The 14,372-nt window shown below is 70.5% G+C and carries 16 protein-coding genes; 5 read left to right on the top strand and 11 right to left on the bottom strand.

Features of this window, described 5'->3' with window-relative positions; all coding sequences use genetic code 11:
• The coding region (locus FHX52_RS11125) for an alcohol dehydrogenase catalytic domain-containing protein (protein WP_185747193.1) at positions 1–463 on the bottom strand (463 nt) is incomplete at its 3' end.
• Between the two features lie 190 nt (positions 464–653).
• On the opposite strand from FHX52_RS11125, the gene FHX52_RS11120 reads away from it, so the two are divergent.
• On the top strand, positions 654–1,109 hold the full coding sequence (locus tag FHX52_RS11120; RefSeq protein WP_342777927.1) for an aromatic ring-opening dioxygenase LigA: 456 nt from the start codon (positions 654–656) through the stop codon (positions 1,107–1,109).
• Here the strand turns inward: FHX52_RS11120 and FHX52_RS11115 are convergent.
• From FHX52_RS11115 to FHX52_RS11080, 8 genes are all read right to left on the bottom strand, one after another.
• Complete coding sequence (locus FHX52_RS11115; RefSeq protein WP_141821932.1) at positions 1,106–1,747, bottom strand: DUF1269 domain-containing protein; 642 nt, start codon at positions 1,745–1,747, stop codon at positions 1,106–1,108. The genes FHX52_RS11120 and FHX52_RS11115 overlap by 4 nt on opposite strands.
• Before the next feature lie 178 nt (positions 1,748–1,925).
• A complete protein-coding gene (locus tag FHX52_RS11110) occupies positions 1,926–4,631 on the bottom strand; it encodes an MGH1-like glycoside hydrolase domain-containing protein (RefSeq protein WP_141821931.1) in 2,706 nt (901 codons plus the stop codon).
• A complete protein-coding gene (locus FHX52_RS11105) occupies positions 4,631–6,535 on the bottom strand; it encodes a glycoside hydrolase family 15 protein (protein WP_221630575.1) in 1,905 nt (634 codons plus the stop codon). Before FHX52_RS11105 ends, FHX52_RS11110 begins: the two co-directional genes overlap by 1 nt.
• Positions 6,536–6,597: 62 nt before the next feature.
• Entirely contained in the window at positions 6,598–7,287 is a 690-nt protein-coding gene (locus FHX52_RS11100; protein ID WP_141821929.1) for a GIN domain-containing protein, read from the bottom strand.
• Between the two features lie 101 nt (positions 7,288–7,388).
• Complete coding sequence (locus FHX52_RS11095; RefSeq protein WP_141821928.1) at positions 7,389–8,285, bottom strand: aminodeoxychorismate lyase; 897 nt, start codon at positions 8,283–8,285, stop codon at positions 7,389–7,391.
• Entirely contained in the window at positions 8,282–8,953 is a 672-nt protein-coding gene (locus FHX52_RS11090; protein ID WP_141821927.1) for a DUF5995 family protein, read from the bottom strand. The genes FHX52_RS11095 and FHX52_RS11090 overlap by 4 nt, the downstream gene beginning before the upstream one ends.
• Before the next feature lie 91 nt (positions 8,954–9,044).
• Positions 9,045–10,079 carry a M36 family metallopeptidase gene (locus tag FHX52_RS11085; RefSeq protein ID WP_141821926.1) on the bottom strand — a complete coding sequence of 345 codons (1,035 nt, stop codon included), beginning with the start codon at positions 10,077–10,079 and terminating at the stop codon, positions 9,045–9,047.
• Between the two features lie 35 nt (positions 10,080–10,114).
• Positions 10,115–11,008: a DMT family transporter gene (locus tag FHX52_RS11080; protein WP_141821925.1), complete on the bottom strand. Its 894-nt coding sequence runs from the start codon at positions 11,006–11,008 to the stop codon at positions 10,115–10,117.
• 101 nt (positions 11,009–11,109) lie between these two features.
• Here FHX52_RS11080 and FHX52_RS11075 point away from each other — a divergent pair, with 101 nt between their 5' ends.
• Complete coding sequence (locus FHX52_RS11075) at positions 11,110–11,484, top strand: YciI family protein (RefSeq protein ID WP_141821924.1); 375 nt, start codon at positions 11,110–11,112, stop codon at positions 11,482–11,484.
• Positions 11,485–11,512: 28 nt separating this feature from the next.
• Here FHX52_RS11075 and FHX52_RS11070 read toward each other — a convergent pair whose 3' ends face one another.
• Complete coding sequence (locus FHX52_RS11070; RefSeq protein ID WP_141821923.1) at positions 11,513–11,875, bottom strand: hypothetical protein; 363 nt, start codon at positions 11,873–11,875, stop codon at positions 11,513–11,515.
• Positions 11,876–12,095: 220 nt separating this feature from the next.
• On the opposite strand from FHX52_RS11070, the gene FHX52_RS11065 reads away from it, so the two are divergent.
• Positions 12,096–12,554, top strand: a complete 459-nt coding sequence (locus tag FHX52_RS11065; protein ID WP_185747192.1) for an SRPBCC family protein — start codon at positions 12,096–12,098, stop codon at positions 12,552–12,554.
• Between the two features lie 97 nt (positions 12,555–12,651).
• Complete coding sequence (locus FHX52_RS11060) at positions 12,652–12,846, top strand: hypothetical protein (RefSeq protein ID WP_141821921.1); 195 nt, start codon at positions 12,652–12,654, stop codon at positions 12,844–12,846.
• A gap of 57 nt (positions 12,847–12,903) precedes the next feature.
• Here the strand turns inward: FHX52_RS11060 and FHX52_RS11055 are convergent, their stop codons facing one another.
• Positions 12,904–13,341: a VOC family protein gene (locus FHX52_RS11055; RefSeq protein WP_141821920.1), complete on the bottom strand. Its 438-nt coding sequence runs from the start codon at positions 13,339–13,341 to the stop codon at positions 12,904–12,906.
• A gap of 187 nt (positions 13,342–13,528) precedes the next feature.
• Between FHX52_RS11055 and FHX52_RS11050 the strand changes: the two genes are divergently transcribed.
• A complete protein-coding gene (locus FHX52_RS11050) occupies positions 13,529–14,251 on the top strand; it encodes a hypothetical protein (RefSeq protein ID WP_246069824.1) in 723 nt (240 codons plus the stop codon).
• Positions 14,252–14,372 lie beyond the last annotated feature (121 nt).

The following is a 14,372-nucleotide window of genomic DNA, read 5'->3' as shown; positions in this document are numbered from 1 at the left end:
CCGTCGTCGGTTCGAGCAGGACGCCGAGGCGGCCGAGCGACGGGTCGAGCTTGGTGTAGAAGCCCGGCTCGATGCGCCAGCGCTCCGACATGAAGCCGTCGAGCTGCTTGATGCCGCGCTCGGTGTACTGCCCGTTGCGGCACATGTCCCACTCGCCGACCGCGCAGTTGCTGCACGGCACCGGGTCGGGGCGCCTCACGATCCCCACGATGAGGTCGCCGGCCTGGAGCCCGGACACCGGGCCCGGGTCGAGCACCCGGCCGAGGGACTCGTGGCCGAGGACCAGCCGGTCGCGGCCCGGTGGTGCCCAGCCGTAGGCGCCCGAGGCGATCTCGACGTCGGTGCCGCAGATCCCGACGCCCACCGCTTCGACGAGGACCGACCCGGTGCTCTCGTCGGGCTCCGGCACGTCCTCGTAGCGAACGGAGCCTGCGACGTGCGGTTCGACGGTCACTGCCTTCATCGCAAACCTCCTCGGACGGGGTCCCCGGTGGGCCCGGCGCCGGTCACGAGCCTGTCACACGCGCGAGCAAATCACCCGGAAAGTGCCATGTGGCGCGGGCGCTCAGGCCCTAGCGTCGTGACGACCCGCGGACGCGCCCGCAGAGGCGGGCCGACCGCATCCTTGCAGTCACACTCCCGGGAGGCACGACATGACAACGATGAACACGACGACGGCGTCCACCACGGCGCCGCGCACCCTCCGCGGCGTCGCCGTGGTCGGCCTGCTCCTCATCATCTTCGGCGCGATCATGGCGGTCGCCGGAGTGGCCACCTGGGTGGCGGTGGCAAACGAGCTCGGCGCGGAGAAGATCACGGTCTCGCAGGACGCGACCCGCTTCGCAGGCCAGACGGTCGACACCCCGTGGGAGGCGTACTCGGAGGCCGAGACGATCCAGAAGCACGCCATGGAGACGAGTGGCGGCAAGACCTATGCCGAGCTCGACAAGGCAGACCCGAAGCGTCAGACCGTGATGACGGCATCCTTCCTCCGGGCCTCACTCTTCACCTCGGTCGTCTCGTTCGGCGTCGCGCTGATGGCGACCGCCATCGGCGTGGGCTTCGTCCTGGCCGGCTGGGCCCTGCGCCGGGTCGCGCGGCAGGCCTAGGCTTTCGGCTCTGCCGTGTCCGTGTCCGTGTCGGAGGGTGCCGAGCCGTCCGACCCCGACTCCACAGCCGGAGCCTCGCCCTCCGCCTCCTTGGCCGCGGCCCGCAGCTCGTCGGCGACGACGCGGTCCACCGCGGACTCGACGATGGCATCGGCCCGGGCGAGGGCCTTCTGCAGCTCGAGGACGGCGGGGTCCGACACGACCGCCACGATCGCGGAGTGGCCGGGGACCACGGATGACTCGAGCTCGCGGGACAGCTCGTTGCGGTGGCGCAGCGCGCCGATCTTGCCCGCAGCTGCTCCGGCCGCGCCGAGCACCGCGGCGCTGCCGAGGATCGATGGCGGGAAGATGAGCCCCAGAGCGGCGCCGCCGACGAGTCCCCACCGGAGGCCACGCCGGGTCGTGTGGTCGGTGGCCTTCTCGATGGTGAGCTTGCCGTCGGCCCCGCGGTTGACGACGATGACGCCGTCGATCTGGACCCGACGCCCGTCCTCGACCTCCTTGAGCGCCTCGTAGGCCTCGCGTGCGCTCGTGGTGTCCGAGAAGTCTGCGACGAGAAGGGTGTAGGCGCCGTCGGACACCGCCTCCCCCGTCATCGTGACCTCGGTCTCGTCGGGTGTGCTCGGGTTGTCAGACATCCACGCCTCCTGCTCGTCGGGCTCGCGCTCCGGCTTCTCGGCGCCGGACGCGCCTGTGCTTGGACCGTACTCCGGGACGGCTTGACTGACAGCAGAAGTCGCGAGAACACGATGATGCGGACCCACCGACCCGAGCGAACGGCATACCGCGTCGGGCCGCCGACCCACGTGACGCGCCTCAGAGGTCCCAGGCGCGTCGGTCGCCCGCGAAGGGGTCGGGCCGGCAGATGAGGTCGGCCACGAGACCGGTCCAGCCGGTCTGGTGGCTGGCTCCCAGCCCCGCGCCGTTGTCGCCGTGGAAGTACTCGTTGAACGTCACGTTGTCGCGCCAGCGGGGGTCGTGCTGCATCTTGTCGACCCAGCCGTGGCAGGGTCGGCGGCCGTCAGCACCCCTGGTGAACAAGGAGATCAGGCGTCCGCGCAGGTCTTCGGTGCACTCGCCCAGCGTCTGCGTGTGGCCGCTGCCCGTGGGGTACTCGACCTCACCCGCGGCGCCGAGCGAGCGGGCGTAGCGCTGGAGGTTGCGCAGGACGAGGTAGTTGACGGGCATCCACACCGGCCCGCGCCAGTTGGAGTTGCCGCCGAACATCCCGGTGCGCGACTCGGCGGGCTCGTAGTCCACGACGACGCGGGAGCCGGCGAGCTCGACCCAGAGGGGATGGTCGAGGTGGTACTTCGACAGCGCGCGAAGCCCGTAGGGAGAGAGGAACTCGCCCTCGTCGAAGACCCGTGACAGGACGCGGCGCACCGCGCCCGGCGGCACGACACCCAACGCGACCGCGTCCGTGCCGGGCACCGGCACCACACGGCCGTAGTCGGGGGCGGCCGCAGAGGAGTCCTGACCGAGGAAGCCGGTGAAGCGCTTCTGCAGGGTCTGGATCGTCGCGAGCAGCTCCGGTCCGATGATGACCGTCCCCATGAGCGGCAGCACTCCGACGATGGAGCGCACCTTGATCGGCACGGTCTCGCCGTCGCTCGAGTGGAAGACGTCGTAGAAGAAGCCGTCCGTCTCGTCCCAGAGTCCCTGCGAGTGCATGGCGTCGACGATGAGGACGAAGTGCTCGATGAACTTCACCTCGATGTCGGTCCACGCGTCGTCCTTCTCCGCGAGGATCACGGCGATCTCGAGGAGGGTGAGCGAGTAGAACGCCATCCACGTCGTGCCGTCGGCCTGCTCGAGGCGGCCGCCCGGGGGCAGGTGCGACCGGTCGATCGCGCTGATGTTGTCGAGACCGAGGAAGCCTCCGCCGAAGAGGTGGTCGCCCTCCGGGTCCATCCGGTTGACCCACCACGTGAAGTTCATGAGCAGCTTGGGCATGAGCCGCGCGAGGAAGTCGGTGTCGCGCCGACCGTCGATGTCCCACACGTGCAAGGCCGCCCACGCGTGCACCGGCGGGTTGGTGTCGCTGAAGGACCACTCGTAGGCCGGGAGGGCGCCGTTGGGGTTCTGGAACCACTCGCGGCACAGCACGAGCAGCTGGTACTTCGCGAACGCCGGGTCGACGTGCGAAAGCGCCACCGTGTGGAAGGCCATGTCCCACGCGGCGAACCACGGGTACTCCCAGGGGTCCGGCATCGACAGGATGTCGCGGGCGTCGAGGTTGAGCCACGTCGCGTTGCGCCCGGTCCGGCGCTCCGGCGGCGGTGGCGGCTGCGTGGGATCGCCCTGAAGCCAGCGCTTCACGTCGTAGCAGTAGAACTGCTTGCCCCAGATCATCCCGGCGAACGCCTGCCGCGCCACGAGCCGGGCGTCGTCGTCGACGTCGGGCGGGATCACCTCGCCGTAGAACTCGTCGGCCTCCGCGCGCCGCTGCTCGAGCACCGCGTCGAACTCCGGGCCGAAGGCGGGGGAGGGGGCCGGGGTGGCCGAGGTCGCCGGTGTGGCTGGGGTGGCCGGGGTCGCTGGCCGCAGGCGCACCCGGACGACCTGTGTCTCGCCGGGCGCCACGGTCAGCCGGTACCACGCGGCACTCTTCGTGCCGACACGGTCGGGGTTGACGGTCGGCGCCCCGCCGACGACGTGGTCGCTGATCCCGTCCTTGGCGTATGCCGTCCCGTCGGCTGAGCCGTACAGCCGCCGGGTGTTGGTGTCGTTGTCGCAGAACACCAGCTCGGGCGCGGCGCCGTCGGGGCCGGGGGCGAGCTCCCACTCGAGCTCGCCGAAACGCGGGTGCTGCGCCGTGACCTGCGACGGGCCGGACTGTGCGAGTGAGGGTTTGGCGGCCCCGACGTCCCACGACCACGTGTTGCGGAACCACAGCTGGGGCAGCACGTGCAGTGTTGCTTTGTCGGGACCGGCGTTGGTGACGCGGACCTCCATGAGCAGGTCGTGCGGGTCGGCCTTGGCGTGCACGACGTCGACCACCCAGTAGCGGTCCTCGTCGAAGACCCCGGTGTCCATGAGCTCGAACTCCGGCTGCGTGTGGTCGCGCTGGGCATTCTCGGCCAGCAGGGCGGCATACGGGAACTCGGCCTGCGGGTAGTGGTAGCGCCAGTGCAGCCACGCGTGGCTCGGCAGGGCGTCGAGGAACCACCAGTACTCCTTGACGTCCTCGCCGTGGTTGCCCTCGGGGCCGGTGAGGCCGAACATCCGCTCCTTGAGGATGGGGTCGCGGCCGTTCCAGAGGGCGAGCGCCAGGCAGAGGTTCTGGCCGACGTCGCTGACCCCGCCCATGCCGTCCTCGCCCCAGCGGTAGGCGCGCGAACGGGCGTGGTCGTGGGGGAAGGAGGTCCACGCTTCGCCGTCGGCGCTGTAGTCCTCGCGGACGGTGCCCCAGGCGCGCTCGGAGAGGTACGGGCCCCAGTGGTACCAGGGGGTCGCGTCGTAGAGGCCGTCCTCGGGGTGGCCGAACGACTCGACCCGCTCGCGTTCTGCGCCGGGCATCAGGGCCGGCCCCCGGATGCCTCACGACGGGCGCCTGCCGCATCGAGCGCCCCGTCGAGCGCGATCGCTGCGTCGATGAGGGCGAGGTGCGTGAAGGCCTGGGGGAAGTTGCCCAGCTGCTCGCCCGAGGGGCCGATCTCCTCCGCGTAGAGGCCGAGGTGGTTGGCGTAGGTGAGCATCTTCTCGAAGGTGAGCCGGGCGTCGTCGAGCCGGCCGCCGCGGGCCAGCGCGTTGACGTAGTTGAAGGTGCAGAGCGAGAAGGTCCCCTCCGAGCCCTGCAGCCCGTCAGGCGTCGCAGCCGGGTCGTACCGGTAGACGAGGCTGTCCGTGACGAGCTCCTTCTCCATGGCCGCGAGGGTCGAGGTCCACCGCGGATCGGTGGGAGAGACGAAGCCGACCATGACCATCTTGAGCAACGACGAGTCGAGGACGTCGCTGTCGTAGTGCTGGCGGAACGCCTGCCGCTCGCTGCTCCACCCGCGATCCATGATCTGGTCGTAGATCGCATCGCGTTGCGCGGTCCACCACCCGAGGGCGGCCGGGCGGCCTCGGGTGGTGGCGAGACGGATGGCGCGGTCGAGGGCCACCCAGCTCATGAGTCGTCCGTAGGTGAAGTCCTTCTGGCCACCTCGGGTCTCCCAGATCCCCTCGTCCGGTGCGTCCCAGTGCGCCGCGACCCAGTCGACGACCCGGCGGAGCGCCAGCCAGCCGTCGTGCCCGAACTGGAGACCGCGCTGGTCGCCCGCGAAGAGTGCGTCGAGGGCCTCACCGTAGATGTCGAGCTGGAGCTGGTCGCTCGCCCCGTTGCCGATCCTGACGGGGTGTGAGCCGCGGTAGCCGTCCCAGTGCTCGAGGCTCTCCTCGACGAGCTCGGAGGAGCCGTCGACGCGGTACATGATCTTGAGCGGCCCGCTCGAGTCGCCCGCCTGCTCCTCGACGCGGTCACGCAGCCACCGCCCGAAGGCCGCTGCCTCGTCGCGGAAGCCGAGGCCGAGCAGTGCTGCGACAGAGAAGGACCCGTCGCGCACCCACGTGTAGCGGTAGTCCCAGTTCCGCTCGCCGCCCACCTGCTCCGGCAGGCCGGCCGTCGGGGCCGCGATGATGGCGCCCGAAGGGGCGTAGGTGAGCAGCTTGAGCGTGACCGCCGACCGCAGCACCGCCTCGCGCCAGCGACCTCTGTAGGTGCACTGCCCGAGCCAGCCCGCCCAGAAGCGACGCGCCCCGGCCATCGCCTCGTCGGCCTCGGCGGGGGAGATCATCCGTGGCGGCCCCGACGAGCCGTACTCCAGAACCACCCCCCGCAGCTCGCCCATCGAAAGGGTCAGGGTGGCGCGGATGTCGCCTTCGTCGTCGAGCTGTGCCAGAGCCAGCTGCGCGTCGGCGGCGTCGCGCACGACGTGGAGGGTCACGGACTCCTCGCCCGACTCGAAGACCGCGCCGAACTCGTGCAGGTGCGTCCGGTGCTCGCGGCGGCCGTAGTCGAAGCGCGGAGCGACCTCGACGTCGAAGGTCATCCGCCCTCGTACGCACCGGACGAGGCGATAGACGCTGTGCCGCTCCGACGCCGTGTCGCCCAGCACCGGCATGAAGTCGAGGATCTCGCCGACACCCTCCTCCGACATGAAGCGCGTGATGAGGATGGCCGTGTCGGGCAGGTAGAGCTGGCGCGAGGTGAACTGGGCGGAGCTGGGAGAGATGCGGAAGTGACCGCCGCGCTCGTCGTCGAGCAGGCTGCCGAAGAGGCTCGGTGAGTCGAAGCGTGGGCTGCAGAACCAGTCGATCGTGCCGTCGCGGGAGACCAGCGCGCACGTCTGCAGGTCTCCGATGAGCCCGTGGTCCTCGATCGGTGGGTAGGCGTCCACGAAGAGTCCTCTCGAGCGTTCCGTTGCCGCTACGAACGCTATGCGAGCAGCGCCACGAGTGGGACGAAACCGACAGGTTCGTCAGTGGCGCCGGTGCGCGGACGTCACGGGTTGCGCACGACGGCGCCGCCAGAGGTCTCGACGGCGGAGCTCGCGGGCTGCCTCGTCAGGGTCACGACGACCCCGCCGGAAGCCGAGCCCTTGAGGGAGCCGCTGACGGTGAGCGTGGCGACGACGCCGCCGCTGAGGTCGACGGTGGCGTTGGTGGCCTTGAGGTCACCGAGGTTGGGGATGGCCCCGCCGCTGGCGCCGAGGTCGAGGTTCGTGGTCGTGCCGGAGAACGAGGCGCGGGCCCCGCCGGACATCTGGAGACCCAGGGTGTCGGTTCGCCCGGTCGTGCCGGATCCGCTTGCCCCGCCTGACAGCTCGACGACCTCGATGCGTGGCGCGGTCACCGCGACCACGAGTCCCTGGGGCGAGACGTAGCCACTCGTCGTGCTCAGCTTGAGGCGTGACCCCGAGACCTCGGCGGTCGTGATCTCGAGGATGTTGGGCTGCGCCGTGACGACGACCTTCCGCGGGCCCTGGGCCAGCTCCAGCTGTATGCCGCCCCCCGCCTCGACCTCGGTGAAGGCCGGCACGCTGCGCGTCTGCGACGTGACGTCGCCGGAGCCGACGACCATGCCGCCGGTCGAGCCCCAGCTGCAGGCACTGGACAGGAGGGTCAGGGCCAGGGCGCCCGCGAGGGCGAGGGCGCGGTGGCGTAGGGACGTAGGGGATGTCTTCGGACTCATGGTTGCCTCCACGACCCAGCATGGGCGGGGCGCCGCGACCGCTGGCAGGGGCCAAGGTCCCCCAACCGGGGACGGGCGCGAAGGGCGTTTCGGCGCGGACGTCAGAAGCCGGCATACCTCGTGATCGCGGTGGCGAGCGCGGGGTCGCCACGGAGGGGCCGCCCGTCCAGGGCGGTGATGAGGACGGGGCCGCGGCCGGAGGAGACGAGCCACAGCGCGTCTGCGGTGTAGAGCTGCTCGACGGGGATGAGCTCGAAGCGCGTCTCGAAGCCGTCGGCGCGGGCGGCGTCCATGATGGCTGCCACGGTGAGCGACTCGAGGATTCCTGTGCCCCCTGTCGGGGTGCTGAGCAGGGTGTGGCCCCGCGCGACGAGCAGGCCGGCGGTGGGGCCGTCGAGGGCGAAGCCGTCGGTCGTCGTGAAGATGACGTCGTCTGCTCCGCGTCGCTTCGCCTCGCGGGTGGCGGCGGCGTTGACGACGTAGGAGAGGGTCTTGACCCCGCCGAGGAGCCATGGCGCGTCGGCGAAGGCGTCGGACGGGTGGCCGCGGGTGAGGGTGACGGCGGTGATGGTGCGCGGCGCGGGTGCATCTGTCGCTGCGGCTGCGGGGGAGGGCGCGCCGCGGTGGGTGATCGTGAGGAGGGCTGTCGGAGCCGGGGGCCGCCACTCGCGGCCGCGCGTCAGCATGAGCTTGAGCACGGCCTCGCCAGGGGTGGACCACGCCGCGACGGCCTCGGCGACGAGGCTGCGCCACGCGTCGTGCGGCGGGGTCGCGATGTCGAGCGCGCGGGCCGAGGCGGCGAGGCGGTCGAGGTGGTCGTCGAGGTCGACGACGCGCGCCGTGCCGGACGGGTCGGTCACGACACGGGCCGAGTCGAAGCAGCCGTCTCCGCGGGTGAGCCCGAGGTCGTCGGCGGCGACCACCGGCTCGTCCGGCCCGACGACGCCGCGGCCGAGGACCGCCACCAGGTGCGGCACCCCGCTCGTGTGGGGGCTCACGGGAGTCTGATCCAGTGGGCCCACTTCATGGCGCGGTCCTCGATGTCTGCGCGCACGGCATCCCGCTCCTGGGGGTCGCGCGCTGTCACGAGCCGCTGCGCGGCCTCCCAGCCGTGTTCACGCCACTCCACGACGATGTGGTTGAACACAGCCTCGTCGACCGGGCCGAGGAGGCGGTCGGCCACCGCGAGCAGCTTCGCGGTGCGGTTGATGACGACGTCCTGCACGAAGTCGGTGCTTTGCTCGATGACGAGGTTGACGCGCTCGTGGTCGGAGAGACGGCCCGCTCGGGTCGCCTCGTCGAGCGTGTCCCAGTCGTCGAGCACATCGGCGAGGGCGAGAGGCAGGTCGTGGTTGATGTGCGCGTTGATGCCGAGGAGCACCACCTGCAGCTGCGACAGGTCGTCTCGCCGCGAGCAGTCGAACGCGTCGACCCACACGCGCGGACATAGCCCCTCGTGGTCGAAGGCGTCCACAGCCTCGAAGTAGTAGTCGGCGAACCGGTCGACGAGACGCCCCACCCAGGCGTCGTCGGCGAACCCGCCCGCGCTGACACCCTGGGTCATGGCGGTGGTCATCGCCCCGTACGCCTCGGCGAACAGCGCGCGTCGGTCGCCGGTCGCCTGCCAGTCGACGATCAGCACCTGAAGCCTGTCCAGCGTGGTCATGGCCACCTCACACCGTCCGACGCCCCGCGACGTCAGGGTAGTGCGGGTGTTGCTGTGCTCGTGGGCGATTGGGGGATCGGCTGCCCGCGGGTCAGAGGATGCCGCGCGCCGCGAACGCCTTGGTCACCTGCTTGGCCGCCGCCGAGCCGTAGAGGCGCTGGGCTGCGGCGACGGTCGCGAGGGCGGCGTCGTGGAAGGAGGTGTCCTTCGCGAAGGCGAACTGCGCCTCGATGATGACCGTGGTGCCCTTGACGTCACCGAGGGAGCCGCGGATGTCCCAAAGGGCGCGCGACCAGATCTCGCCGTCCGCGTGCACCTCGCCCTTGAGGTCCTTCGGATAGACCTTTGTCCCGTCGAGCCGGCGCAGGCAGTGCGGCACGGTGGAGGTGTAGGAGACCGAGTCCCAGTCGGCGACGCAGGCCTCGGGGGTGAGGGTCGGGGCGCCGGCTGCCCAGCTCGTCACAACGACGGCGAGGTAGTCGCCGAAGCCCTCCCCGATCGCCCCGGACTCGAGGGTGGTGCCGAAGCCGGGCACCTGCCCGTCCTGCACCGAGTGGCCGTACTCGTGGACGATGACCTCGGCGTCCTCCGCGTCGTCGACCCCGCCCTTGCCGAGGGTGATGTTGGCCTTGTCGTCGCGGAAGAAGGAGTTGTCGCCGCCGTACTGGTCGATCCGGAGCTCGATCTGGCGCTGGTTCACCGGGCGCAGCGTCGACCCGAATCCGAGGTGCTGGAGGTAGGCCTGCGCCGTCGTGACCCAGAAGTAGCCCATGACCTGCTCGAACTGGTCGCTGTTGCGGTGCCAGTCGGGGAAGACCCCGTTGGTGGAGGTGGCCTGCTGCCCGGTCGCGCTCCGGACCCGGACGTAGGCGCCGGTGAGGGTGCCGGACCCGTCGAGGTCGGTGAGGGTCTCGCGGTGGTAGGCGGGGGCGAGCGCCGGGTAGTCCGCGTCCTTCTGGTCCGTCAGGGACTCGTCCCCGAGCGCCTGCACGGGGTTGGGCATGAACACCGTCCCGGTCGCCGTCCCCGTGTACGGCGCCTGAGCGCCCTGGGCCGGAACCGACACGGCGGCCAGGGCCACCGTGCCGACGATCGCGATACCGACTGCAGTCCGACGTGTGGCCATCGTGCGCCTCCTCTCACCGCCCAGCGCGTATGCCGTCAGGCTAAGCCCGCTGTGGTCGCGGCGCCCGCTGTGGAGCGTCGGCGGGTGACGAGGAACGATCCGCTGAGGACGAGGGCGAACCCGATGATGGTCCACACCGTCACGCGCTCGTCGAGGATGAGGACTCCGGCGAGGATCGCGACGGCCGGGTTGACGTAGGTCACCGCGGTGGCCTTGACGGGGCCGATCTCGCCGATCAGCGCCACCATGAGCACAAAGGCGAGGGCGCTGCAGACGACGGCGAGCACGACGATCGAGGCGACCACCTTCCCCGACGGCCAGGTGGTGGGCCACGACCGCGCCAGCAGCACGACCGGCACGTAGACGACCGCGGTGCCCGCGAGAGAGACGGCAGTGACGCCGACGCCCGGCAGCTGCGGCATCCAGCGGGCAAGGATCGCCGGCCCGACGGCATACCCGATCACGACGAACGCCATCTGTGCCACGGCAGGCAGGCTGGAGCCGGCCACGTCGAGCCCGACGAGCGCGGCGACCCCGAGCATGCCGAGCGCGATGCCCCACCAGTTGACAGCGGTGAGGTGGGCGGGCCGTCCCATGGCGAAGGCGACGCCGACGCCGGCGAGCGGGACTGCGGCGAGCAACAACCCGGCCGTCGAGCTGGGCAGCGTCTGCTCGGCGGAGCTGAGGAAGTACCAGGGGATGACGATCTCGCAGATCGTGTATGCGGTCATCGGCTTCCAGGCGCGCAGCACCGGCCCCACCTCGCGTCGGACGAGGACCAGCGGAAGCAGCAGGACCGCCGCGAGGCCGGACCGGGCGAGCACGACCATCTCAGGTGAGAGCTCCTGGACGGCCACCTTGATGAAGAGGTAGGGGATGCCCCAGGCGATGCCCAGGGCCGTGAAGAGGAGGACGCCGCGCCGAGTCACCCGCTCATCCTCGTCCAGGAACGCAGGTGTCGTATCGGCAGACTGCTCTTCGTAGCGTAGGTAGTGGCGGACATCAGGTCCGCCCGACGAAGGGAGCAGCGATGCCTCAGTACCTCATCTACTTCAACCAGCAGTGGGTCGGTGACCACGACGAGGCGTGGTTCAAGGGCCGCGTCGAGCCGTCCACTGCCGTCGTTCGCGACATGCAGGACCAGGGCGTGCTGGTCTACGCCGGCGGACTGGTCGAGGAGCTCGAGGAGGCGGCGAGCGCGGACGCCACGAGTGGCGAGGTGGTCGTCACCGACGGGCCGTTCGTGGAGACCAAGGAGTGGCTCGGAGGGCTGACCATCGTGGACGTGCCCGACGACGAGGCCGCACGCATGTGGGCGGGGAGGGTGGCTGAGGGGTGCGGCTGGCCGCAGGAGGTGCGCCGCTTCAAGGCCGGCTCGTTGCAGGCGCTCGCGCTCGGGGGGTGATGCACGGAAGCCCCGCTCTGGTGGCTGCTCAGTCCAACCAGGTCCGCAGGGCGCTCGAGTCGCTGGCGTAGGCGACGAGCAGCGCCGTCGACAACACGATGGTGCTCCAGTGCAGACGCCGGGCCCGAGGCGTCAGGGTCGGTCGGCGAGCCCGAAGCGCCGCGCCGCTGACGAATGCTGCGAGCCCAGCGGCCACCGGAGCGAAAAGAGCGCCGATCAGGAACCCGAGCGGCGAGGGGCCGTCCACCGCGGCGGGCGTCTCCAGCGCGTCTGCGTGGATGGGCAGGGCAACGAACGCCAGGAAAGCCACAGTGCTCACAGCGGCGACGGCGCAGGTGAGCACCGCGTCGCGCTCTGCCTGTCGTGGTGTCAAAGCCTGCTCGGCGGGCATGGCACCAGCGTGGCACCCGGGCGTGAGCTCTGACCAGCCCCGGATGCGCCCGAGGAAGTGCGCTGAGCGCGGCCCTCCCACCATCGGGGAGGACGGTGCGCAGTGTCCGTCACTTGGCGCGATCGGAGGGGTCGGGACCGCAGCACCACGTTTGGGTGCGGCGGGCCGGCGCGATGCCTAGCGTTGGATGTGGTCGCCGTTCGGGCGTCGAGGAGGGGTCATGGCTGCAAGCATGCTGCGGTTCGAGTCGCGGACGGTGATCCGCCGGCCGGCGAGCGAGGTCTTCGAACGTTTGGCTGACCTGCCGGGCTACCGCCAGTGGATGCACCGAGACGGTGTGTTCGCTGGGACGGAGCTGACGTCGTTGCCGCCGATCCGCGCCGGTACGACATACGTCGATCGAACCCGGATGGGCCGCTTCGTGGGCGAGGTGACCGAGTACGTGCCGTCGACGCGGATCGCGTTCAGCGAGACGCTCAGCTGGTTCGGCCACCCGCTGACCCGGGCTCGTCCGAGGTATGCGCTCGAGTCCGACGGTGACTCGACGGTGGTGCATCACGTGGCCGAGGGCGAGCTGTACGGGCCGATGCGGCTGCTGAAGCCGGCTGCCGCCTGGATGGCGACCCGGGAGCGGACGCATACCCTCGCCTCCCTCAAGCGCTCCCTCGAGGGCGAATAGGCAGGTCCGCGATCCGCCCCGGGCGTGACGGGGTGGTGACCGATGCCGATGAGCGGTCGGTGGCCACCGCGACGCGTCGGGCGCTAGCGTTCATGGCATGTCGTCCGAGTCGAAAGCGGCCTATGCCTGGGTCGGGATCGTCGTCGACGCGCTCCTGATTCTCGTCGGCGTCTGGATGATCTCGCGCGGGTGGACGGACTTCGGCGAGATCTTGGTAGGGATCTGCGTCGTGGGTCTTGGAGCCTCGATCGTTCAGCTGTGGCGACAGAGGCGGCGACCGGCGGACGGGTAGGTCGTCGCGGTGTCCGTCTCGGGCTCACCGAGTATGCCGGTGCGGGATGAGCCGCGGTCAGCTCTTCTTGAGCTCCTCCGCGAGCATGAGGATGATGCCGCTGGGTCCGCGCACATACGTCAGCTTGTAGACGTCTGCGTAGGTCGCCACGCCGCGTAACGGGTGGCAGCCGTGCCTCGCGGCGATCTTGAGGGCTTCGTCGATGTCGTCGACCGAGAAGGCGATGCGGTGCATGCCGATCTCGTTCGGCAGGGTGGGCGTCGTCTCGATCGCATCGGGATGGACGTACTCGAAGAGCTCGATGCGGCCATTGCCGTCCGGTGTCTGGAGCATGGCGATCTTGGCGTGGTTGCCGTCGAGGCCGACCGCAGTGTCGGTCCACTCTCCGCTGACCGTGTCACGGCCGAGAACGGTCAGCCCCAGGTCGGTGAAGAACGCGATTGTCGCTTCCAGGTCACGCACGGCGATGGCGACGTTCTCGAGTTTGATGGGCACGCGTTGCACGCTACCGAGTCAGGCTGTCGTCATCAGGTCGACGGCCTGAGCCCACTCCTGCCGCGCACTCGGACACGCCCGTTGTCGCTCTCGGGGTGACCGTGAGGCGGCGAAAGGCCGCACTTCTCTGGTCGGTTTTCCACCCAGATCTGCTGACGGCCGGCATCGGTCGGCGCATGATGGGCCCATGCTCAACGAGCCGTCGACGGGGCCCGAGCGAAGGCCACCTGGCGGCACCGGTTCCGGACAGACGGGTGTCGCGGCGGCGCCGGAGACGTACGTGTGGCCGCTGGTCGCCCTCGTCGTGGTCATCCTTCCGCAGGTTCTGGTGCCGGCGAGACTGCGCGAAGGACCGCCGCTCGCCGTGCCCGCGATCGAGGCGGCCGTGCTCCTGATACTCCTCGCCGTGGCTGCGAAACCGGGGCCGGTCCCGCGGGCTGCTCGACCCCTGGTCCTGTCGCTCGTCGCCGTCCTAATCGCGGCGAACACCGGCGCCGCGGTCAGGCTCGTGGCACTCGTCCTGCGAAGCACGCCCAAAGGCGAGACGCCTCCCACTGTGACCCAGCTGCTCGTCACGGCCGCCACCCTGCTCGCCACGAACATCGTGACCTTCGGGCTGCTCTACTGGCAGATCGACGGCGGCGGCCCCGACGTGCGCCGGGTCGGTGCCGCGCGCTACCCCGACTTCCAGTTCCCCCAAACCGGCACCGAGGGGCTGGCGCCGCCCCACTGGCAGCCACGATTCCCAGACCACCTCTACCTGGCGTTCACCAACGTGGTCGCGTTCAGCCCCACCGACACGCTCCCACTGACCCATCGCGTCAAAGGACTGATGGCGGTCCAGTCGATGATCTCCCTGGCCGTTCTCGTCGTGGTGCTGTCCCGGGTGATCAACATCCTCCCGCCCTAGGCTCCGCGTCGCAGATCGCCGTAGGGCTCGCGGCCGCATGGCCACCCGGCGCACGTTCACGTCGAATCGCGGCCCGTGGTCGGGGTCGTCCTTCCGCGGCACGACTCGGGCTTCCGCGTGG

Origin of the sequence: Humibacillus xanthopallidus, assembly GCF_006717145.1 — a bacterium.
Taxonomy (GTDB): Bacteria; Actinomycetota; Actinomycetes; order Actinomycetales; family Dermatophilaceae; genus Humibacillus; species Humibacillus xanthopallidus.
Note: the sequence above shows the minus strand (reverse complement) of the source record. Positions and strands in the feature narration are given on the sequence as shown.

Coding starts and splice junctions, on each gene's coding strand:
- FHX52_RS11100 (WP_141821929.1), bottom strand. CDS start 7,287: ATGAGTCCGAAGACATCCCCTACGTCCCTACGCCACCGCGCCCTCGCC.
- FHX52_RS11050 (WP_246069824.1), top strand. CDS start 13,529: ATGCTCAACGAGCCGTCGACGGGGCCCGAGCGAAGGCCACCTGGCGGC.
- FHX52_RS11085 (WP_141821926.1), bottom strand. CDS start 10,079: ATGGCCACACGTCGGACTGCAGTCGGTATCGCGATCGTCGGCACGGTG.
- FHX52_RS11060 (WP_141821921.1), top strand. CDS start 12,652: ATGTCGTCCGAGTCGAAAGCGGCCTATGCCTGGGTCGGGATCGTCGTC.
- FHX52_RS11090 (WP_141821927.1), bottom strand. CDS start 8,953: ATGACCACGCTGGACAGGCTTCAGGTGCTGATCGTCGACTGGCAGGCG.
- FHX52_RS11065 (WP_185747192.1), top strand. CDS start 12,096: ATGGCTGCAAGCATGCTGCGGTTCGAGTCGCGGACGGTGATCCGCCGG.
- FHX52_RS11070 (WP_141821923.1), bottom strand. CDS start 11,875: ATGCCCGCCGAGCAGGCTTTGACACCACGACAGGCAGAGCGCGACGCG.
- FHX52_RS11110 (WP_141821931.1), bottom strand. CDS start 4,631: ATGCCCGGCGCAGAACGCGAGCGGGTCGAGTCGTTCGGCCACCCCGAG.
- FHX52_RS11115 (WP_141821932.1), bottom strand. CDS start 1,747: ATGTCTGACAACCCGAGCACACCCGACGAGACCGAGGTCACGATGACG.
- FHX52_RS11120 (WP_342777927.1), top strand. CDS start 654: ATGACAACGATGAACACGACGACGGCGTCCACCACGGCGCCGCGCACC.
- FHX52_RS11075 (WP_141821924.1), top strand. CDS start 11,110: ATGCCTCAGTACCTCATCTACTTCAACCAGCAGTGGGTCGGTGACCAC.